This window comes from Bacillus sp. EB106-04-04-XG123, assembly GCF_058791855.1.
Map to the genome: position 1 here is coordinate 74,318 of NZ_JBYTDZ010000001.1, position 19,324 is coordinate 93,641.

21 protein-coding genes are annotated in these 19,324 nt (G+C 39.4%); 14 read left to right on the top strand and 7 right to left on the bottom strand.

The annotated features are described in order from the left end of the window. Positions 1 to 44: 44 nt before the first annotated feature. Entirely contained in the window at positions 45 to 1,190 is a 1,146-nt protein-coding gene (locus tag AC3WTB_RS00355; RefSeq protein WP_492333174.1) for an alpha/beta hydrolase, read from the top strand. 26 nt (positions 1,191 to 1,216) lie between these two features. Here AC3WTB_RS00355 and AC3WTB_RS00360 read toward each other — a convergent pair whose 3' ends face one another. Next, the gene (locus tag AC3WTB_RS00360; protein WP_492333175.1) at positions 1,217 to 2,113 is read right to left on the bottom strand and encodes a LysR family transcriptional regulator; all 897 of its coding nucleotides are present in this window, start codon (positions 2,111 to 2,113) and stop codon (positions 1,217 to 1,219) included. 100 nt (positions 2,114 to 2,213) lie between these two features. On the opposite strand from AC3WTB_RS00360, the gene AC3WTB_RS00365 reads away from it, so the two are divergent. Then, entirely contained in the window at positions 2,214 to 3,161 is a 948-nt protein-coding gene (locus tag AC3WTB_RS00365) for a carbon-nitrogen hydrolase family protein (protein WP_492333176.1), read from the top strand. A gap of 47 nt (positions 3,162 to 3,208) precedes the next feature. Here the strand turns inward: AC3WTB_RS00365 and AC3WTB_RS00370 are convergent, their stop codons facing one another. Beyond that, positions 3,209 to 3,526, bottom strand: a complete 318-nt coding sequence (locus AC3WTB_RS00370; protein ID WP_492333177.1) for a monooxygenase — start codon at positions 3,524 to 3,526, stop codon at positions 3,209 to 3,211. An 11-nt stretch (positions 3,527 to 3,537) separates the two neighbouring features. Further along, positions 3,538 to 4,464, bottom strand: coding sequence for a DsbA family protein (locus AC3WTB_RS00375; RefSeq protein WP_492333178.1), 927 nt, complete (start codon positions 4,462 to 4,464; stop codon positions 3,538 to 3,540). 182 nt (positions 4,465 to 4,646) lie between these two features. Here AC3WTB_RS00375 and AC3WTB_RS00380 point away from each other — a divergent pair, with 182 nt between their 5' ends. The 3 genes from AC3WTB_RS00380 to AC3WTB_RS00390 all read left to right on the top strand — a co-directional run bounded on the left by AC3WTB_RS00380 (position 4,647) and on the right by AC3WTB_RS00390 (position 6,156). After that, positions 4,647 to 5,219: a TetR/AcrR family transcriptional regulator gene (locus AC3WTB_RS00380; protein ID WP_251180792.1), complete on the top strand. Its 573-nt coding sequence runs from the start codon at positions 4,647 to 4,649 to the stop codon at positions 5,217 to 5,219. Positions 5,220 to 5,287: 68 nt separating this feature from the next. Beyond that, positions 5,288 to 5,713 carry a MarR family winged helix-turn-helix transcriptional regulator gene (locus tag AC3WTB_RS00385; protein ID WP_492333179.1) on the top strand — a complete coding sequence of 142 codons (426 nt, stop codon included), beginning with the start codon at positions 5,288 to 5,290 and terminating at the stop codon, positions 5,711 to 5,713. 95 nt (positions 5,714 to 5,808) lie between these two features. Further along, positions 5,809 to 6,156, top strand: coding sequence for a DoxX family protein (locus tag AC3WTB_RS00390; protein ID WP_492333180.1), 348 nt, complete (start codon positions 5,809 to 5,811; stop codon positions 6,154 to 6,156). A 72-nt stretch (positions 6,157 to 6,228) separates the two neighbouring features. Here the strand turns inward: AC3WTB_RS00390 and AC3WTB_RS00395 are convergent, their stop codons facing one another. Next, on the bottom strand, positions 6,229 to 6,417 hold the full coding sequence (locus AC3WTB_RS00395; RefSeq protein ID WP_039178972.1) for a hypothetical protein: 189 nt from the start codon (positions 6,415 to 6,417) through the stop codon (positions 6,229 to 6,231). Between the two features lie 210 nt (positions 6,418 to 6,627). On the opposite strand from AC3WTB_RS00395, the gene AC3WTB_RS00400 reads away from it, so the two are divergent. From AC3WTB_RS00400 to AC3WTB_RS00420, 5 genes are all read left to right on the top strand, one after another. Beyond that, positions 6,628 to 7,797 (top strand): FAD-dependent oxidoreductase, encoded by a 1,170-nt coding sequence (locus tag AC3WTB_RS00400; protein WP_492333181.1) that lies wholly within the window; start codon positions 6,628 to 6,630, stop codon positions 7,795 to 7,797. 42 nt (positions 7,798 to 7,839) lie between these two features. Continuing rightward, a complete protein-coding gene (locus tag AC3WTB_RS00405) occupies positions 7,840 to 8,520 on the top strand; it encodes a TetR/AcrR family transcriptional regulator (RefSeq protein ID WP_492333182.1) in 681 nt (226 codons plus the stop codon). 139 nt (positions 8,521 to 8,659) lie between these two features. Then, entirely contained in the window at positions 8,660 to 9,325 is a 666-nt protein-coding gene (locus AC3WTB_RS00410) for a helix-turn-helix transcriptional regulator (protein WP_099663305.1), read from the top strand. Further along, positions 9,322 to 9,696 (top strand): RidA family protein, encoded by a 375-nt coding sequence (locus AC3WTB_RS00415; protein ID WP_039178961.1) that lies wholly within the window; start codon positions 9,322 to 9,324, stop codon positions 9,694 to 9,696. The genes AC3WTB_RS00410 and AC3WTB_RS00415 overlap by 4 nt, the downstream gene beginning before the upstream one ends. Positions 9,697 to 9,768: 72 nt before the next feature. Beyond that, a complete protein-coding gene (locus AC3WTB_RS00420) occupies positions 9,769 to 10,872 on the top strand; it encodes a threonine synthase (protein ID WP_492333183.1) in 1,104 nt (367 codons plus the stop codon). 342 nt (positions 10,873 to 11,214) lie between these two features. Here AC3WTB_RS00420 and AC3WTB_RS00425 read toward each other — a convergent pair whose 3' ends face one another. Continuing rightward, complete coding sequence (locus AC3WTB_RS00425; RefSeq protein WP_126681907.1) at positions 11,215 to 11,556, bottom strand: winged helix-turn-helix transcriptional regulator; 342 nt, start codon at positions 11,554 to 11,556, stop codon at positions 11,215 to 11,217. A 122-nt stretch (positions 11,557 to 11,678) separates the two neighbouring features. On the opposite strand from AC3WTB_RS00425, the gene AC3WTB_RS00430 reads away from it, so the two are divergent. From AC3WTB_RS00430 to AC3WTB_RS00445, 4 genes are all read left to right on the top strand, one after another. Beyond that, positions 11,679 to 12,260, top strand: coding sequence for an NAD(P)H-dependent oxidoreductase (locus tag AC3WTB_RS00430; protein WP_492333184.1), 582 nt, complete (start codon positions 11,679 to 11,681; stop codon positions 12,258 to 12,260). A 605-nt stretch (positions 12,261 to 12,865) separates the two neighbouring features. Next, positions 12,866 to 14,038, top strand: coding sequence for an MFS transporter (locus AC3WTB_RS00435; RefSeq protein ID WP_144494779.1), 1,173 nt, complete (start codon positions 12,866 to 12,868; stop codon positions 14,036 to 14,038). 194 nt (positions 14,039 to 14,232) lie between these two features. Next, on the top strand, positions 14,233 to 14,568 hold the full coding sequence (locus AC3WTB_RS00440) for a hypothetical protein (protein WP_151284324.1): 336 nt from the start codon (positions 14,233 to 14,235) through the stop codon (positions 14,566 to 14,568). Positions 14,569 to 14,611: 43 nt separating this feature from the next. Beyond that, entirely contained in the window at positions 14,612 to 14,737 is a 126-nt protein-coding gene (locus AC3WTB_RS00445) for a hypothetical protein (protein WP_254966705.1), read from the top strand. 54 nt (positions 14,738 to 14,791) lie between these two features. Here the strand turns inward: AC3WTB_RS00445 and parC are convergent, their stop codons facing one another. Together parC and parE are read right to left on the bottom strand one after the other, a co-directional pair. Further along, positions 14,792 to 17,230, bottom strand: coding sequence for a DNA topoisomerase IV subunit A (gene parC, locus AC3WTB_RS00450; protein WP_059375377.1), 2,439 nt, complete (start codon positions 17,228 to 17,230; stop codon positions 14,792 to 14,794). Between the two features lie 2 nt (positions 17,231 to 17,232). Continuing rightward, entirely contained in the window at positions 17,233 to 19,200 is a 1,968-nt protein-coding gene (parE, locus tag AC3WTB_RS00455) for a DNA topoisomerase IV subunit B (protein WP_039178939.1), read from the bottom strand. Positions 19,201 to 19,324: the final 124 nt, after the last annotated feature.

The following is a 19,324-nucleotide window of genomic DNA, read 5'->3' on the forward strand; positions in this document are numbered from 1 at the left end:
TGTGTCTTTCACACTCACTTTAAATCATAAGGGGGGACAAAAGAATGAAAAGATATGACGCATTCCCAGAACCAATCGGTGGCTATACTGCCGGACGCACACAGATGGATTTTGAGTACACGGCATCTGATCACTCAAAAAGAGAACTGACCGCATTTGTATACTATCCGTCTAATAGCAATGAAAGGAAGACCCCATCAACGTACATGTTTCCTGAAGTATACGACATGCTGCATGACCAGCCGCTTGTCACTGAGTATATGAAGGAAAAGGATTTTTTCTCTATCGATATCCAAACGCATTGTTACGACGACCTCGCTCTTTCCGGGAAGGAAGAACGCTATCCAGTGTTATTTTATGTTTGCGGCGGGGGCGGCTCTCCAGAATGGGGGACTGTGATCTGTACAGACCTTGCAAGCATGGGGTATGTTGTCGTCAGTATCGGTCATCAAAACAGCACGATGTATAAGCGTAAAGATGGGCGTCTGTTTAATGTATCAAAGGATTTTTCAGATGTCATTATGGCGTTTTCTGAAGATCCAGACATGATGGCGCTGGCTGGTCAGATGACGATGCGGCTTGACGATGAAACTGCCATTGAGACATGCCGTAACGTCCTTACACTGCCAATACTTCATCCGTTAACGAAATATAGCAAATTACAGGCAGAGGATGTAAGGTATGCAGCTGATTATCTTTACAAACTAGACACCGGAGAACTCAATTCCATCTTCAATGGCAGATTGCAGCTTGACGCCGGCATGGGCATAATCGGACATTCTTACGGAGGGCCAACGACAGCGATTGTTTGCCGGGATGACGACCGATTTGCCTGCGGGATCGGCCTCGATAGCGGTGCATTTGGTCTTCTTGACAGCGACCTGAAAAAACCTTTTATGCTGCTTTTTTCTGAGCCTAACTATCATATGAATGCGATCATTGGCGCAAACAATAGCATGGAAACCTATTATTTCTCTGTTGAGCATGCTGCGCATTTAGATTATTGCGACATCGTTTTTACCAGTGTAAACGAAGAACTGAGAGGCAAACGGAATGCGATGGAGATGCGGAATCTTATCACAGACTATACAAGGATCTTTTTTGATCATTACATTCTGCAAAAGCCTGTACATGTTGAAAGTCTATCATACGATGGCGTGAACTTGATTAAGAAAACGAGCAGAAATTGATCTAAAATGAAAAAAAGCTTAGAGAATTAGGCTTTTTTTGTTTCTCCAGGGTATATATCCGTGACGATTTTTAAAAAAGCCTTCAAAGCACGTGTTTTATATCGACCTTTTTTCACGACAATGCCAATTTTCCAGGGAATATATTGACTACTAATTGGTTTTACACAAATGTCCTCTTTATACATGTCCGTTAAAGGACTTGGAATGATCGCAACTCCTAATTCATCACGAACTAATGTCAAAAGCAAATCCCATTGTGTTGTACTGTAAGCGACATCAGGAACAAAATGTTCCTTTCGGCAGCTTTCTAAAATCACTTGACTTAATGCAAATGAAGAATCAAACAATATCCATTTATCCTCTTTAAGCTGTTCGAGCGAGAGCTGTTGTTCATCTTTTAAAGCGTGATTTTTTGGTAAACAAGCCACAAACGGCGCTTCAAAAATGAGTTGTTCTTCTAATTCATGACTTTGGGCAGGTATGACAATAAAGGCCGCATCTACTTCGCCTTTCTCAACGAGTTTTTCTACATGTAAGCCGCCCTCCTCAATCATTTCGAGCGTCACATCTGGATGCTTTTGAGTAAAAGCTTTTGCCACTTTCGAAAAGAAAAAGGTACCAATTATTTGCGGCAGACCGATCTTTAAATCGCCGCGAATATGCGTGTCGGTATCACCCAGCTCCATTTGCAATTCATTCATTTGCTGCAGTACCGCGATCGCTTTTTCATATACAAGCTCTCCTTCATCCGTTAACCTGAAAATTCGATTTGACCGATCGAAAAGGATGACACCCAGTTTTTTCTCTAATTTTTGAATGGTTTTAGAGAGGGAAGGCTGGGCGATAAAAAGCTTTTCACTTGCTCTTGAAAAACTTCCACAATCCGCAATCGTTTTAAATATTTCAAAGTCCCGTATGTTCATGTTATCCTCCCATTATTCCAAATAGGCATACTCATTATGATCATTATATATTGTACATTATAAATATTTATTTTTACACTTTGATTAAGGAGGGGGTAAGATGTCAACATGTAAAGTTGCTGTTGTGCAAACTGCTTCTGTCATTATGGATAGAGAAGCATGTACTGAAAAAGCCATTTCGTTAACACTTGAGGCCGGAGAAAAAGGAGCCAATATTGTTGTATTTCCTGAAGCTTTTATACCTGCCTATCCTAGAGGACTAGCTTTTGGGGCCACAGTAGGAAGCCGTTCTCCAGAAGGAAGAAAGGACTGGCTTCGTTACTTAGAAAATTCAGTTCCAGTTCCAAGTAGAACGACTGACAGATTAGGAGAAGCAGCCCGCAAAGCTGGTGTCTACCTCGTCATCGGTGTCATTGAAAGAGATGATGAATCAAGTCGCGGGACTTTATACTGCTCCGTATTGTTTTTCGGACCAGATGGAACCTTACTTGGAAAGCACCGTAAACTAAAGCCGACTGGTTCCGAGCGACTCATATGGGGAGAGGGGGATGGCAGCACACTGCCGGTTTTCGATACACCGTATGGTAAAATAGGCGCTTTAATTTGCTGGGAAAACTATATGCCATTAGCTAGAGCAGCGATGTATGCAAAAGGCGTCCAAATCTATATAGCCCCTACGGCAGATTCCAGGGAACTATGGCAATCTACGATTCGCCATATTGCCGCAGAAGGCCGATGCTTCGTTCTATCTTGTAATCAATATGTGAATAAAGAGATGTATCCTAAAGATTTAGCCTGCTATGATGAATTAGCATCTTCTCCTGATGAGATGTGCCGAGGGGGGAGTGCAATAGTCGGTCCTTTAGGCGAATATATAAAAGAACCTGTCTATGGTCAGGAAGAGATACTGCTGGCAGATCTTGATTTGCGTGATATTTCCTCTAGTCAATTCGACTTTGATGTAGTCGGGCATTATTCAAGACCTGATATCTTCCAACTCGTCGTGAATGAAGAAAAAAAAGAAAATGTAAAGTGGATGAATCGATGAAATCACACGAAAAAAGAGCAGCCATCAGCCGCTCTTTTTTTCGTGTGTCAACCTTGATGAGTTTTTAATGGACCTTTTGTGATATGAGTAAGGTGAGCATTCATGTTAAAGATTTTAGCGTTGATGTCTGTTATTCCAAAGCTAGTGATTCTTTTAAAATGCATCTCAAGATAGTTTTCAGCTGCTTCTTTTGTTTCGAATAAGTAGATTCCGCCAGCCTCATTCTTCTCCGAATTCTCCGTCCATATTTTCCATATGAATCCGTCTTCCTCATTTATACTTTTCGCTAAATCAGCAAACTCTTTTGCCATTTCATCACCGAAAGGGCCTTTCATCTTAAAATCAACCTGTAATAAATGTGCCATCGTCATTCTCCTTATGTTGAAGTTGTAAAATACAGTTCCCCCAGCACTTCTTTCATTTGATACTGCTGCTGCGGAAGTTCTTTCTTCATAAAAGACCGTACATCTGATTGGTCAACATCGTACATCACTTCAATTTCTTTAGAAAATAGAAGTTTTTCTTTTTCGAGCAGGGTAGAAACAGCTGGGCGTTTTTTCGGTTCAAGTTCTTCAGTGTTTAAAGCTTGCTTTAATCCTTCAACATAGACTTCAAATGAGCGGCCACCTGTGATTTTGACTCCTTTATTTTCCTCGTTGACGAAGATGATCGTTGGGAAACCTCTAGCACCAAGGTCTCGAACTAGCGTAAAATCTTGATTTAATAATTCCTGGCCGCTTGGCAGCTCCCCTTCATGGACAATCACATCTCCGTTAAGTCCAAGGTCGTTGACGATGTCAATTAACACCGTGATATCCGATATATTTTGATTGAATGCAAATAGCGCTTCTCTCGCACGGCGTAAAAAAGTATAGGCTAGTGCATCATCATGATGTTTTTGAATCACTTTGAATACGCGAGAGGGCGGGTAGGAAGATTGAACAGGATTGTCAATCATTAAGGACCCATCAATTGGCATGCGGGAATGTTCTCCAACCTCTCTCCAGTGACCAGCCACATCAGCAGGTTTGTAAATTCCGTTTGCAGGATCAATTGGACCGCCATGCCATTTCTCTAACAGTCCACCCAACACAGTCTGGAAATGAAAATAATGTCCATATTGCTCTTTAAATCGACGCAGCACAGGTTCAATTGCCCAGCAATGCGAACAAATCGGATCTGTTACATAATAGAGCGTTATTGTTTTTTTAGGTTGCTGAAAATCAATGACCTGAATATCCTCTTCTTCACCTACACCACATACACCTGTTTCTATATCACAAAACATCTCATTGTTTTTCAATTTCATTTACCTCCTCAAATTTTGTAGGAACGCTATTGCCTATCAGTTTGTTTGAATCAAGCAATAATTTACTTTACAATTAGATCTTAAGACACAATGAGTGAGACCAACACCAATAATTTCTTCAATTTGTTGTTTATCCAACAGATTGATAGATGTGTTGAAAAAGGAGGAGGGATAAGATGACACAGCCAAAGACAGACCCACGGGTTCTGAGAACGCGTAAGTTAATCATGGAGTCATTTATTAAACTTTCATCGAAAAAGGAATTTAAGGATATTACGATCAAAGATGTCACGGCAGAAGCCTTAATCAACCGAGCGACGTTTTATTATCATTTTGAGGATAAATACGATTTGCTGGATAAAACACTATCAGAAGTATTATCGATTAATTTAGAAAGTATTAATTTCAATCATCGTAAACTAGATGAAGATACGATTATCAATATTTTTAAAGCCCTAACGAATTTTCAACAATCTCTGCATAACCGCTGCCAAGTAGAATATGAAACTGAACTTGCTCCTATTGTGAGGGAGCAGCTTGAAATTATTTTTTATCAATTGTTAATCAATCAATATACAAATGTGGAAAAGCAAATTCTAAAAGTCACAGCTGTTTTTTTAAGTTGGGGAATTCACGGAGCTTCTGTTGAGTGGAGAAAAAATAGTTCGCACTTATCATCAGAGGAGTTTATCAAATCAGCAGTGCCATATATCTTGTCAGGGATTGATTTTAAACAAGCAGATGGATGATTTGACAATTTTCAAAGGCTTCACTAATATATATGCTATAGCATATAAATTTTATAGAGGGTGTTTACATGGATTTACAAGATTTAATAGGCTATCTCGTTCATCGTACCGATCTCAAAATGACTAATTATTTTACGAACAGGTTAAAGCCTTACGGGGTCACTCCTGAACAATGGAGTATTATAAGTATTCTGAGTAGTGAAAAGGGGACTACTCAAAAAGAATTGGCAGAAGGAATTGATAAAAATCAAACCACTGTCGTCAGAATGATCCAGTCTATGGAACGAAAAGGGCTTGTCAAAAAGATCTATAATGAACGAGACCGGCGCTCACATCACCTGCTTTTAACGGAAAAAGGGGACGAGGTCAAAAAAGCCATTCTTCCTGTCGTCATGGATGCACATCAAACGGTGACAAAGCAATTAAACGATGAAGAGATTCAACAATTAAAATTACTTTTAAACAAATTATTTCATTCACACTATGAATCTTGAAATGTCTAATCTGTAACTAACTATTTATATCCGATATATGCTATGACATATAAATTGTATCAGCGGAGTGTTTCAGTCAAATAACTTAGGAAGATGTGATCACGATTTTCATACTTATTCTGCAAATGATATTGGCTGCTTTCTTTTTTGTAACAGGATCGAAAATTATATCAGGGAAAATGGCAGAAGAGTTCAAACGATTTGGTTTACCTGCTTTTTTTAATGTTTTAACCGGAGCCTTTGAGCTCATAGGCGCAGCTGGAATGCTGATCGGCATATGGATGCCAACAATCGCAATATTATCAGGCTTATTGTTAGGAGGCACGATGCTGGCAGCTACATTTACTCTGATCGTATTGGCCAAAGATCCCTTTAAAAAAGCAATCCCGGCACTTGTGTTATTCGCTCTTAGTATTGGGATCAGCTTGTACCACATTCTTTAAGTTCATATCAAGGTAAGTCACAAAACCTAAACAAATCTCCACTATTCTAATGGTGGATGATGTTTAGGTTTTTTAGCGATTGAATTGTTTTCGAAGAACTAAGCATGAGACAGCAAATACTGCAAAAGCGCCCGCTGATCCAGCAGCAAACACGAGCTCAGATTGTTCTAGTTTGGACTTGAATAACAAAGGGACAGAAAGAATGAGAGCGGCACCACTAAAGCTCAATCCTAATATCAACATTGCCAATAATTTATTCATAGAAACACCCCTTACACTCAGAATGAAAACAATCGAAAAGAATCATATTTGGAGTGTATCATATGGTAACGGTCGATTGCTTTCTTTTTCTTAAAGCACTCGTAAAATAAACTTTTTTAAACGAACACCGTTCTTAACGAACGGTGTTCGTTATAATATAAATAAGATATGGCTTTAAACGATTTTCATAAAGAAGAGGAGATGCATACGATGACGGCATTATCTAAGGATCAAAAGCAAATCGCTATCATTGGAGGAGGACCTGGGGGGCTAACGCTCGCCTTAATACTGCAAAATCACGGTATACAAACAACCATCTATGAACGAGAGGTGCATGACAAGAGTCTTGAAAGAGGGGGCTCACTGGATATTCACGAAGAAACAGGCCAAAAAGCTTTAAAAGAAGCGGGAATTTATGAGAAATTTCAAAGGAACGCACGCTATGAAGGAGAAGATTTCCGATTACTTGATAAGTCAGGAAAAATTTATTTAGATGAAGAAACGGAACCAGATCAAAAAGGCACCCGCCCAGAAATTGACCGTGGTGTTTTGTGCGAACTGCTGTTAGATCAAATTGATGCTAAAAACATCAAATATGGATATAAACTAGAAAGATGCGTTTCACTAGAAAACGGCTTGACGGAGCTTCATTTTGAAAACGGAGTTGTCGAGACAGTTGATCTTTTAATTGGAGCAGATGGTGCTTTTTCTCGTGTGCGTCCTCTGTTAACAGATATTGATATTGAATACGCCGGACTTACGATGCTGGAACTGAATATCCTCAACGTAAAGGTAAACCACCCTGATTTAGCTGCATTTAATAAACGCGGGAAGATGTTTGCTTTAGCAGACCACAAAGGACTAATTGGTCAGTTAAACGGGGATGGACGAATAAAAGTGTATGCAAGCCTTATGGTAGAACGTAACTGGATTGAGGCTTGTGGTATTCCTTTTCATCAAGCGAAAGAAGCAAAAGAACAATTATTAGAGTTATTTAGTGATTGGGACGAACAGCTGAAAAATTATATTCGTTATGCAGAAGATGCCATCATTCCAAGACGGATTTATACGCTTCCTGTCGGTTTTAAATGGAACCGCCAAAAAGGAGTAACGCTTATCGGTGATGCAGCTCATGTCATGTCACCATTCGCAGGGGAGGGCGTAAACATGGCGATGTTTGATGCAATGGAACTCGCACTTGCGATTGTCCGAAATCCTCATCATATCGAAAAGGCTATAGAACAATACGAAGACATGATGTACGAATATTCATCGGAGAAAGCTCATGAATCGGAGAAAAGCTTAAAACTGTGTTTTTCAAAAAACGCTGCGGTCAAGCTTGCAGATATGATGAATTCTTTTCAAGAAAACGGAGATTGATGCTCAATTTACTATTTGACTTTGACATGTTATAAAGAGAGTATGAACAATTCAAATCGTCGTATTATCAGTCGTCGGTCTCAGCCGGCTAAAGAGCCCTTAAGCCGTGAACTCATTGTGAAAACTGCCTTTGATCTTCTTAAGGAGCAAGGGTTAGAGGGCATGAGTATGCGTAAAGTGGCTAAAGCATTAGATACAGGACCTGCATCCTTGTATGTCTACGTGAACAATTTTCAAGAACTAAGTGCTTACGTATTGGATTATGGTCTCGGCCAGATGGTTTATCCAAATTCAGCGGGTGGCACATGGAAAGAACAGTTATTTGACATATTGCATACTTATTTCCTGCTGCTATACGAAAAGCCTGGTCTTGCTGAAATTTCTCTTTCCACCATCCCGCAAGGAACGAACTTTTTACAGTTGACCGAACATCTTCTCGCTGCACTGCATAAAGGCGGAATCAAATCTACATCCGCTGCATGGGGAGTAGACCTTTTACTGTTATACATATCTTCCGTAGCATACGAAAAGGTCTCTTGGAAGAAACAAGGCTCTTCGCAGATTTCAGATACAAAAAAAACATTTCATGATGCAGACAAAACGCGGTTTCCTTTCATTCATAGCCTGAAAGAAGAAATGTTTGCAGGTGATACCGTATCAATGGAACGGTTCAGGTGGGGAATTGACGTCATTTTGTCTGGGATCCAGCAAAAAATCAATTAGAAAGGAGCAAAAAAAGCAGTCAATGGCTGCTTTTTTATATTTTCTCCACTTTTTCAAAACGTATAAAAAAATCTACATATTGTTTTTGTATATAAAAAATTATATAATCTAGTGGAATAAACAAATGAGGTGCTTAGGCATGGAACATATAAAGAATTTATTACAGAGCTATATTCCTTTAGCAAAATCTACTGCAAAAATGTTTGGACCAAATTGTGAAGTCGTGATTCATGATTTAACGAACCCTCAAGCATCAGTCATGTTTACAGTCAATCATCATGTCACGGGAAGAAAAATCGGTCAATCATTTGATCATTTGGTAAAGACTGTTTTACAATCAGAAGATTTTAAAGAAGATTATCTCGCTGGGTATACATTTAAAACCGAAGACAACCGTACCATTCGTTCTTCGACTTCATTAATTCGTGATTCCGAGCAAAAGGTAATTGGTGCATTCTGTATCAATTTTGATGTTGAAGCATTGAATCAAATGCAGCAATTTATGGATACTTTTCTTTCTACAAAAGTTGAAGTTCAAGAGAATGAAACAACAACAAATGATGATCTTGAAAATGTGGAAGAAATCGTAGATCAATTGATTCAACAGATCATTGAAAACAGTGTTCACCCAGTCATGAAACGCCATGAAAAAATTGAATTAATAAGGTTTATGGATGAAAAGGGAATTTTTTTAATGAAAGGTTCAGTTGAGAAGGTCGCATCTATGTTAGGTATTTCTAAAGTCACCGTCTATAGCTATTTGGATGAGATCAAACATAAATCGAATGAAGGGGAAACGAAATGAAAAGCATCTTTGAGGTAGGGAATCTAAAAGCCAACGGACACTATGCATTCGCAACCGTTCATCAAAACACGGTCTATGTTTCAGGACAATTTGCCATCAATCCTGAAACGAGAGAAAAAGAATTCGGTCCCATTGAAGAAGAGACATTACAAGCGCTTAAAAATGTCGAGATGATTGTAGAAGCGGCTGGAAGTAAAAAAGAAAAAATTTTGCGTATGACATTATACATTTCTGATATTGAACTATGGGACAAGGTAGATGCGGTTTACACTGAATTTTTCGGTGAACACCAACCAGCACGTACTGTTGTACCAACGAATGAATTACATTTCGGTTTCAAAATTGAAATTGATGCTATTTCTTATATTTAGAATATTTTTTTGCCTATGATATATAAAAAAGTATATTTCGTATAAAAAATTATTCGAAGGGGATGATGATCGATGAATCAATTGATTTGTAACGATTGTGGGAAAGTATATGAGATGACAACAACCCTATGGAAATGTGATTGTAACGGCGTATTAAACCTGGTGAAAGATACCCCTAAAATAGATATGGCGGCTTGGGATCACTATCCAAACTCATTATGGCGTTATGTTGAAACCATGCCCTTTTCAAAGGGTTCTAAGACTTGGGAATCTGTAACAATGGGTGAAGGTCAAACTCCGTTAATCCTTTTAGATACGAATGAGCCAAATACTTATGTAAAAGTTGATTATATGATGCCTACACTCTCCTTTAAAGATCGAGGAGCTGCTGTTTTAATGACAAAGGCAAAGAAATTAGGGGTATCAAAAGTCATTGCGGATAGCAGCGGGAATGCAGGAACAGCGATTGCCGCTTATGCAGCTCGTTGCGAGATTGCATGTGACATCTATTTAAGCGATGAAACTTCACCTAAAAAGGTCGCTCAAATAAAAGCCCATGGAGCAACGATTAAAGAAATTCGTGGTACACGCGAGGACATTGCTGCTGCAGCCCAAAAAGCAGTAGACGACGAAAACGTTTTTTATGCAAGCCATGTATATCATCCTTATTTTTTTGAGGGAACAAAAACATACGCATATGAAATCTATGAACAAATAAAAGGAGCTCCAGATGCTGTAATCATTCCGGTTGGAAACGGCACTCTCCTTCTAGGAGCGTATTATGGCTTTAAAGAGTTATTTGAAAATGGTTTGATTCATAAAACACCGAAAATCATTGCCATACAAGCGAAAAACTGTGCACCTCTTGTGAAAGCTTATCAAAACGAGGAGGAATCAGCATCGCCTGTTACGAATACAGGAACCTTAGCAGAAGGGATAGCCATTGCTGCCCCGGCGCGCTCCAAACAAATTCTACAAGCTGTACAAGATACCAATGGTACATTTATAGATATTGAAGAAGATGAAATATTGAATGCACGCTCTAAACTAAGTGAAAAAGGATTTTATGTGGAAGTGACATCTGCAGTCAATTTTGCCGGCTACTTGAAATATAAAAAGGAATCAAAAGAAACCATCGTCATACCTCTTTGCGGGGCAGGGATTAAGTCAAAATAACCCGTAGAATACAACTTGAAAGATGACCTCATCCCATTGCTGGAACAATCCGATTCTGATAGTTACTTATCACCAGAGGTTTGTCAGACCGTTGCTGCGAGATTGCGTCAACTGATCCGCCATTGGCTAGTAGATGATGACATAGATAAAATGAACGCTCTCTATCTAGCAGAAGGTATGGAACTAGCGCATGAACAAAATGAGGTATTGGGATTTATATAGGAAGAGGTCGAAAAATAGTTGTTTCATTATCATTCTAAGAGTATCTCAAGAGAGATGCTCTTTTTCATGCCTGAATGCACAATCTCTTTTACCAAAAGTACAATTTCACTCAACTTCTAACTATTTTTTCATTTGTTCTTCTCCCCAATAACAAATTGCATCTAATACAGGTATCAATGATAATCCCTTTTCCGATAAACTATATTCTACTTTTGGAGGCACTTGAGGATATTCTTTACGATTAATTAATTGATCCGCTTCAAGTTCTTTTAGTGTATTGGTTAATGTTTTAAAAGAGATAGTCCCGAGCATTCGTTTTAACTGATTATAGCGAATAGGACCATTGTTTGCATATAAAGCATACAGTACCGTCATCTTATATTTCCCACCAATTAAAGATAAAGTGTACCCAAATCCAGTTTCTTTTAGATCAACATTAGCTGGAAAGGATTCTTTCGTCATTTCACACTCTCCTTTAGGTTAGTATCGCACTTTAATTACCGTACTTGTAGTACGTTATAGCATACAATAAAATGAATGTACATCAAAATATGATGAAAATAACAAAAAAGGGTGAATGAATAATGAAAACGATTGTCTATGCACATCCTTGGGACGGAAGCTATAATCATGCCATTTTGACTTCCATTACAGAAAATCTAGAAACAAAGAGAGAACCATTTCAAGTGATCGATTTATATAAAGATGGGTTTAATCCCGTTTTTTCAGCTGAAGAATTGAAGTATTTTATTAAAGGCGAAACACCTTATCAATTAGTTAAGGATTTTCAAAAGAAATTAAGTCAGGCAACTGAATTAATATTTATATTTCCTGTCTGGTGGTGGGATTTACCTGCAATTTTAAAAGGATTTATTGATAAAGTCATGTTAAGAGGTTTCGCATTCTTAGAAGATAAAAACACTGGGGCTTTAAAAGGTTTATTGACAAATATTAAAAAAACAACTGTGATCTCAACATCTACAACAGATAAGGATTATATAGAATCTGAAGGCGGGAATGCAATTCAAGGCGTTTTTATTAACAGAACTCTTGCTGACTTGGGACTTAAAAATGAAGACACCCAATGGATTCATTTTTCGAGAGTTAACTTAACAACAGATGAAAAGAGGAAAGTATTTTTAAACGAAATAGCCCAAAGTATTTAATTAACTGTTGCAGCCAATAAGGAAAGGCACAACCTTTACGACCAATCTAATTTATTGAAAAGGTGGTAGAGGTTGTGAAATTAAATATCGATCGATGTATCTCATTTATTAGTTTACATAATATATATTCTAGGAAGTTAAACAACAAACGAATTTCCTTTGTCTCAAAACTAAGTATACTTATCTTATTGAGACAAAAAAGAAAAAATCAATTTTAAATTGATTCATCTAAATGCTTTGATGATATTCTGACGATTTCATGGCCATAAACATTTCGCTGCAACGTTTTTGTCACAACAACGCCAGATGCTATGAGCTTTGTATCAAGCGTTCATTATAGCTCCAGTTGATGTTCGATTGTGTGTTTACCAAATCAATGCTTTTTTCGTTCTAATATGTCAAAACATCTAGTCCAACATTACACTTGAAAAATGCTCATTAATCATTGTGTATCCATCAATTTCACCTCTCACCAATAGAAATTTCTTTTGACTAACATTTTTTCATTACGTTCCTCCCTCCTGTTATTTACGAATCAGCAAGTCTCATTTATAATCGAGTAGATTTGTTCAATAACATATATATCTTTAAATGTGAGGGATTAGATGGAATTAAAGTGGTATAAAGCAATTATTGTGATCTTTACGATGTCTGGAATCTCCATTTCTACATGGTTTTCGCGGACACCGGAAGTTAGAGATTTATTACAAGCAAACACAGGAACAATGGGACTTATTTTACTCGGTTTATCTGTTGGCTCAATTGTTGGGCTTGTTCTTTCAAATGTATTCGTCCGCAAAAAAGGCGGCCGAGTGGCGATTGTGATCAGTGCTTTTTTGATGTTCCTTGGATTCACTACTCTTGCCATTGGTTCCACGCTCTCTTCTATCTTTGTCGTCACTTCTGGTCTTTTTCTTTTTGGAGCAGGCTCTGGCATGTGTAATGTAGCGATGAACTTAGAAGGAACAGAGATTGAGTACAGCATCAAGAAAACCATTCTGCCTATATTGCACGCTTCCTTTAGCATTGGGACGTTAATTGGAGCAGGTGCTGGTATTCTTTTTATCCATCTAGGGGTTTCTGTATTGATACACCTTCTCGTTATTGCCCTTCTATTCTTCCTCAGCATATTGATTTGTACACGGTTTATCCCGCATGGGACAGGAAAAGATCAGCATGAGAAGCAGTCAGATACAGTTGAACCTACTCAAACAGCATGGCTGAACAAACGAACGATATCTCTTGCGATGATCGCCTTATGTCTTGCGTTTGTCGAAGGCTCGGCCAATGATTGGATTCCACTTGCAATGGTGGATGGCTATCAAGTTTCACATTCCATGAGTACGGTCATCTATGCTTTGTTTTTGTGCGGCATGATTAGCGGCAGACTGATCAGCGGACGATTGATTGATCGCTTTGGCAGAGTGTTATTGCTAAGAGTGGCCATTTTATCAGCAGCTGCCGGACTATTCTTAGTCATTTTAAAGATTTCACTTGTTGTATGTATGATATCGATCTTTTTATGGGGACTTGGCGCATCTTTAGGCTTTCCGCTGACCATTTCTGCAGCTGGCGATGATAGCCGGTACGCTGTCAAACGCGTCAGTATTGTGACCTTATCTGGTTACACAGCCTCCCTTTCCGGCCCTCCTATTTTAGGGCTGCTTGCTAATCAAGTTGGACTGCTTCATGCCTTTATCTTTGTTCTATTTGCCATATGTATTGCAGGAATCTTTACTAAAGCTGTAGCAAAACCACATTCATTACAAGCTCACTAAACGTGTCTGATCCTTGATCATGGCACTTTTTTTAAATTTAAAAAATAAAATTGAAACCTTTCATGAAGTGAAACAGTCCTATAGATGTCCTGATGTTTATCGTTTTTTTAAAGAGGGAAAGTAAAAAAATAAGACTTTTCAAATAACTGAAAACGTGGTAAGATCATGAAAATAACCAGGAAGGGGTGAGAAAAATGAAAAGAAATATGCTATTAAAATTAGGTGTTTTATGTATAGCACTTGCAAGTTTTCATTTGTTCTCAATGCCTCATTCCGTTCAGGTATACCATCATGCGAAGGTGGTTGCCGATCAAGAATCACATGAAATGAAAATCGTCCAGACAATGGGCGATGAAAAGAAACAAAAACATGTGAGCGCAGTATTTGCCGCATTTACAGCACTGCTGATTATTGGCAGTATGACAGCTGGATTTGCGCGCATCACTCATACTGATCGATTTGACCGGAAAAAGAAGCATTTACTTGCAGTGTTCTATCAATCTTCTTATTTCCGACAAGCTCGTGTTTAACCCAACCATCTAAATCAAAACAAAAATTGGGAGGTTTTACACGATGTTATTTTTCTTAAGAATTTTCATTCTAGGTCTATTCTCTGTCACTTCACTTTCTCTTTTCGTTTACCAAGGAATTGAAGTAGTTCATGCCATTACAAGCATGTTTGGCAACCACGAGAGCTAATTGACCTGTATATAAAAAGAAACCCCCTGCCAATCGCAGGGGGTTTTCGTTTGCTTATTTATTGTCATCTGGTGCACGTTCAGGAGTCAGAAGGACATGAGTCACTTCTCCCTGCTCTTCCTCATCTACAATAAATGACCCATTGCTATAGCGGTCATTCGCTCTTAAAGTAGAAATATCTAGTGGAATCGTTGTGCCTTTTTCGGTATCTATCTCAAGTGTATCGTGCAGCGCTGCAGCGATCACAGCCACAATACGATGCGGGTTTTTCTTTAACTCTCTCAGCATAAGAACTCCGCGTTTCGCTCTTGATGTTTTATCAAATTCAGAGAGGTTCATTCGCTTTACAGCCCCTCTTTGTGTTGTGAGCACAAGGACATCGTTCTTCGGATCAATGATCTGGCCAGAGACTACCTCGTCCCCTTCCTTCAAGTTGATTCCTTTGACACCTGCCGCTCTCGGTCCAACAACACTTACTTCTTCTTCATCAAACCATAAACCGTAACCATTTTTCGTTGCAATAAACAATTCCTGCTGTCCTGTTGTGACATGAACATCTACGAGTTCATCGTCACCTTTTAGATTCAAGGCGACAAGCGGTTTCGAATAACGCTGCGCTTTATATTGAAGAAGCTCTGTTTTCTTCACCATTCCACCTTTCGTAAAGAATAAAAGATATGACGTTTCATCAAATTCTTTTATTGGAATGGCTTTTTGGATTGATTCCTCGCGATCAATTGAAATGATGTTTGTAATATGCTGCCCCATGTCTTTCCAGCGTATATCTGGCAGCTGGTGAACAGGACAATAAATGTAGCTTCCTTTATTCGTAAACAGCAGAAGAACATCCGTTGTATTCATTTCAAACTGATGAATCAAACGGTCAGTATCTTTCATGCCAAAGTCTTTACCGTTAGAGGCAGCATAAGAGCGCTGGCTTGTTCGTTTAATGTAACCATCTTTCGTGACTGTCACGTAAACATCCTCTGATGCGATCATCACTTCAAGGTTAATCTTAATTTCTTCGATTTTTTCCTCAATGACGGATCTTCTCTCATCAGCATATGTCTTTTTGAGCTTTTTCAGGCTGTTTGTAATGACCTTCAGTAGCTTTTTCTCGTTCGCTAAAATGTCTTCAAGCTCTGCGATGCGCACATCAAGCTCTCTTGCTTCGTCTCTTAATTGCGTAATATCTGTATTCGTTAAACGATATAACTGGAGTGAAACAATCGCTTCTGATTGTGCTTCTGTAAAATCATATTTCGCCATCAAGTTGTTCTTGGCATCTCGCTTATCATTAGAGGAGCGGATTGTGGCAATGACTTCATCTAAGATGGAAAGTGCCTTAATTAAACCGTCGACAATATGGTGGCGTTCCTTCGCTTTTCGAAGCTCGTACGCTGAGCGGTTCGTCACCACTTCCTTTTGATGGGCAATATATGCATCTAGTACAGTTGTGAGCGTCATTAAGGTAGGTCTTCGATTATGTATCGCTACCATATTAAAGTTATACGGGATTTGCAGATCTGAGTTTTTATATAAGAAATTCAGCACACCATTTGCATCTGCTTCTTTTTTCAGCTCTACTACGATTCGAAGCCCAGTACGGTCTGTTTCATCTCGGACCTCTGAAATACCTTCTACTTTTCTTTCAATTCGAAACTCGTCCATCTTTTTGACAAGGTTGGCTTTATTCACTTCGTAAGGAATTTCTGTGATCACGATTTGCTGGCGTCCGCCGCGGATGGTTTCAATCTCCGCTTTTCCGCGAATCATGATCTTCCCTTTTCCTGTTTCATACGCTTTCTTAATACCGTCTACACCTTGAATGATACCGCCCGTTGGGAAATCCGGCCCTTTGATGACTGTCATTAAATCCTCAACCGTACAATGCGGCTGTTCAATTCGCTTAATGACGCCATCAATGACCTCTCCAAGATGATGCGGCGGGATATCTGTCGCATAACCAGCTGAAATCCCTGTTGATCCATTCACGAGAAGATTTGGGAACATTGCTGGTAATACAACTGGCTCTTTGCTTGTATCATCAAAGTTTGCAACAAATTCGACCGTTTCCTTGTCTAGGTCCTTTAAAAGCTCCGAAGCAATGGCAGACAGTCTTGCTTCCGTATAACGCATGGCAGCAGGCGGATCTCCATCAATACTCCCGTTATTTCCGTGCATCTCAATCAGCACATTTCGTACTTTCCATTCCTGACTCATTCTTACCATCGCTTCATAAACAGATGAGTCCCCGTGCGGATGGTAGTTACCAATCACGTTACCGACTGTTTTAGCGGCTTTACGGAAGTTTTTATCCTGCGTATTTCCTTCTGCGTACATCGCATATAAAATTCTTCGTTGTACGGGTTTTAGACCATCACGTGCATCTGGAAGCGCACGGTCTTGGATAATATATTTACTATAGCGCCCAAACCGGTCGCCGATTACTTCTTCTAATGGTAAATCATGAAATCGTTCTTGTTGTGCCATGTTTAAACCTCCTCAGCTAGCGACAAGTTTTCATTTTCAAGAATGTTGCTTTCCTCATCAAGTCCAAAGGCGACATTCTTTTCAATCCATTTACGGCGTGGTTCAACTTTGTCACCCATTAGAGTTGTGACGCGTCGTTCCACACGTGCAGCATCATCAATTTTGACCCTGACAAGTGTTCTCGATTCTGGATTCATTGTCGTTTCCCATAGCTGGTCGGCATTCATTTCACCTAACCCTTTGTAGCGCTGAATCGTGTACCCTTTTCCAACTTTCTTCAATACGTCATCCATTTCTTCATCAGACCATGCGTACTCAATAATCTCTTTTTTTCCTGAGCCTTTGCTGACTTTATATAAAGGCGGAAGTGCAATAAACACTTTGCCATGCTCAATCAGCGGCTTCATATAGCGGTAGAAGAATGTTAAGAGAAGCACTTGAATATGCGCTCCATCCGTATCCGCATCTGTCATGATGACGATTTTGTCATAATTGATGTCTTCCACATTAAAATCGACACCGACGCCTCCACCAATTGCATGAATAATGGTGTTGATTTCTTCATTTTTGAAAATATCAGCAAGCTTTGCTTTTTCAGTATTGATGACCTTTCCGCGCAGAGGCAGCACCGCTTGGAATTTACGGTCACGTCCCTGTTTTGCTGACCCGCCCGCTGAGTCACCCTCTACTAGATATAGTTCGTTTCTTGCTGGGTTTCTAGATTGGGCAGGTGTTAATTTTCCGCTCAGCGTTGCTTCAGACTTTTTCCGCTTCTTGCCGCTCCTCGCTTCTTCACGGGCTTTTCTAGCAGCTTCTCTTGCCTGCTGCGCTTTAATCGCTTTTTTCACAAGAAGAGTGGCTGTTTCCCGGTTTTCTTCAAGGAAATACGCAAGTTTTTCAGAAATAACAGCATCAACAGCTGAACGAGCCTCACTTGTCCCAAGCTTTCCTTTTGTCTGCCCTTCAAATTGAAGCAGCTCTTCAGGAATTCTGACAGAAATAATAGCAGACAGTCCTTCGCGAATATCAGTGCCTTCTAAATTTTTGTCTTTTTCTTTTAAAAGGGCCACTTTGCGTGCATATTCGTTAAAGGCTCTCGTCATGGCCGTTTTGGCGCCAGACTCATGTGTTCCGCCATCTTTTGTTCTGACGTTATTGACAAAGGAAAGGATATTCTCCGAGTAGCCATCGTTAAATTGAAAAGCAAAATCTACTTCAATGGACTGATGCTCTCCTTCAAATGAGACGACTTCACTTAGAACATCTTTTTCTTCATTTAGATAAGCAACAAAGGCTTCAATGCCTGTCTCATAATAAAACGTTTCTTGTACATCATGCCGTTCATCGATCAGCTCTATTTTTAACCCTTTTAATAAAAAGGCAGATTCTCTTAAACGTTCTGATAATGTATCGAAATTATAGGTCGTAACACTGAACATGGTTGGGTCCGGCTTAAAATGAATTAGTGTTCCCGTTTTTTTCGATTTTCCGACTTTTTCAAGTGATGTGACAGGTTTACCGCCGTTTTCAAAGCGCTGATGATAAATAAATCCGTCCCGTTCAATCGTGACAGTAAGCCATTCTGACAGCGCGTTCACAACCGATGCCCCAACTCCGTGAAGTCCACCACTTGTTTTATATCCACCTTGACCAAATTTTCCGCCTGCGTGCAGGACCGTTAAAATGATCTCAGGTGTCGGTTTTCCAAGCTTATGCATACCAGTAGGCATTCCTCGCCCTTTATCTTGGACGGAAATGCTGTTATCTTTATGTATTTTGACAATGATATGATCTCCATGGCCAGCGAGCACTTCATCGACAGAGTTGTCTACAATCTCATAGACAAGGTGATGAAGACCGCGGGAATCCGTAGATCCAATATACATCCCTGGACGTTTACGGACCGCTTCAAGCCCCTCTAGCACCTGAATAGAATCATCGTTATAATCTACTTGCTGCTTTTTAACCAAATGCTTAATCCCCTTTCACTAACAAACATAACCGGCTAATCATCAAATGATCTCTCTAGATTTTAATGATGATCATGCTGCTCATTACTGTCCACTTTAATAAGCTGCATCATCACCATGCATG

What these genes read in the sequence shown, in the direction of transcription:
- AC3WTB_RS00355 (WP_492333174.1), top strand. Translation starts at nt 45, where the DNA reads ATGAAAAGATATGACGCATTCCCAGAACCAATCGGTGGCTATACTGCC.
- AC3WTB_RS00360 (WP_492333175.1), bottom strand. Translation starts at nt 2,113, where the DNA reads ATGAACATACGGGACTTTGAAATATTTAAAACGATTGCGGATTGTGGA.
- AC3WTB_RS00365 (WP_492333176.1), top strand. Translation starts at nt 2,214, where the DNA reads ATGTCAACATGTAAAGTTGCTGTTGTGCAAACTGCTTCTGTCATTATG.
- AC3WTB_RS00370 (WP_492333177.1), bottom strand. Translation starts at nt 3,526, where the DNA reads ATGGCACATTTATTACAGGTTGATTTTAAGATGAAAGGCCCTTTCGGT.
- AC3WTB_RS00380 (WP_251180792.1), top strand. Translation starts at nt 4,647, where the DNA reads ATGACACAGCCAAAGACAGACCCACGGGTTCTGAGAACGCGTAAGTTA.
- AC3WTB_RS00385 (WP_492333179.1), top strand. Translation starts at nt 5,288, where the DNA reads ATGGATTTACAAGATTTAATAGGCTATCTCGTTCATCGTACCGATCTC.
- AC3WTB_RS00395 (WP_039178972.1), bottom strand. Translation starts at nt 6,417, where the DNA reads ATGAATAAATTATTGGCAATGTTGATATTAGGATTGAGCTTTAGTGGT.
- AC3WTB_RS00400 (WP_492333181.1), top strand. Translation starts at nt 6,628, where the DNA reads ATGACGGCATTATCTAAGGATCAAAAGCAAATCGCTATCATTGGAGGA.
- AC3WTB_RS00405 (WP_492333182.1), top strand. Translation starts at nt 7,840, where the DNA reads ATGAACAATTCAAATCGTCGTATTATCAGTCGTCGGTCTCAGCCGGCT.
- AC3WTB_RS00410 (WP_099663305.1), top strand. Translation starts at nt 8,660, where the DNA reads ATGGAACATATAAAGAATTTATTACAGAGCTATATTCCTTTAGCAAAA.
- AC3WTB_RS00415 (WP_039178961.1), top strand. Translation starts at nt 9,322, where the DNA reads ATGAAAAGCATCTTTGAGGTAGGGAATCTAAAAGCCAACGGACACTAT.
- AC3WTB_RS00420 (WP_492333183.1), top strand. Translation starts at nt 9,769, where the DNA reads ATGAATCAATTGATTTGTAACGATTGTGGGAAAGTATATGAGATGACA.
- AC3WTB_RS00425 (WP_126681907.1), bottom strand. Translation starts at nt 11,556, where the DNA reads ATGACGAAAGAATCCTTTCCAGCTAATGTTGATCTAAAAGAAACTGGA.
- AC3WTB_RS00430 (WP_492333184.1), top strand. Translation starts at nt 11,679, where the DNA reads ATGAAAACGATTGTCTATGCACATCCTTGGGACGGAAGCTATAATCAT.
- AC3WTB_RS00435 (WP_144494779.1), top strand. Translation starts at nt 12,866, where the DNA reads ATGGAATTAAAGTGGTATAAAGCAATTATTGTGATCTTTACGATGTCT.
- AC3WTB_RS00440 (WP_151284324.1), top strand. Translation starts at nt 14,233, where the DNA reads ATGAAAAGAAATATGCTATTAAAATTAGGTGTTTTATGTATAGCACTT.
- AC3WTB_RS00445 (WP_254966705.1), top strand. Translation starts at nt 14,612, where the DNA reads ATGTTATTTTTCTTAAGAATTTTCATTCTAGGTCTATTCTCTGTCACT.
- parC (WP_059375377.1), bottom strand. Translation starts at nt 17,230, where the DNA reads ATGGCACAACAAGAACGATTTCATGATTTACCATTAGAAGAAGTAATC.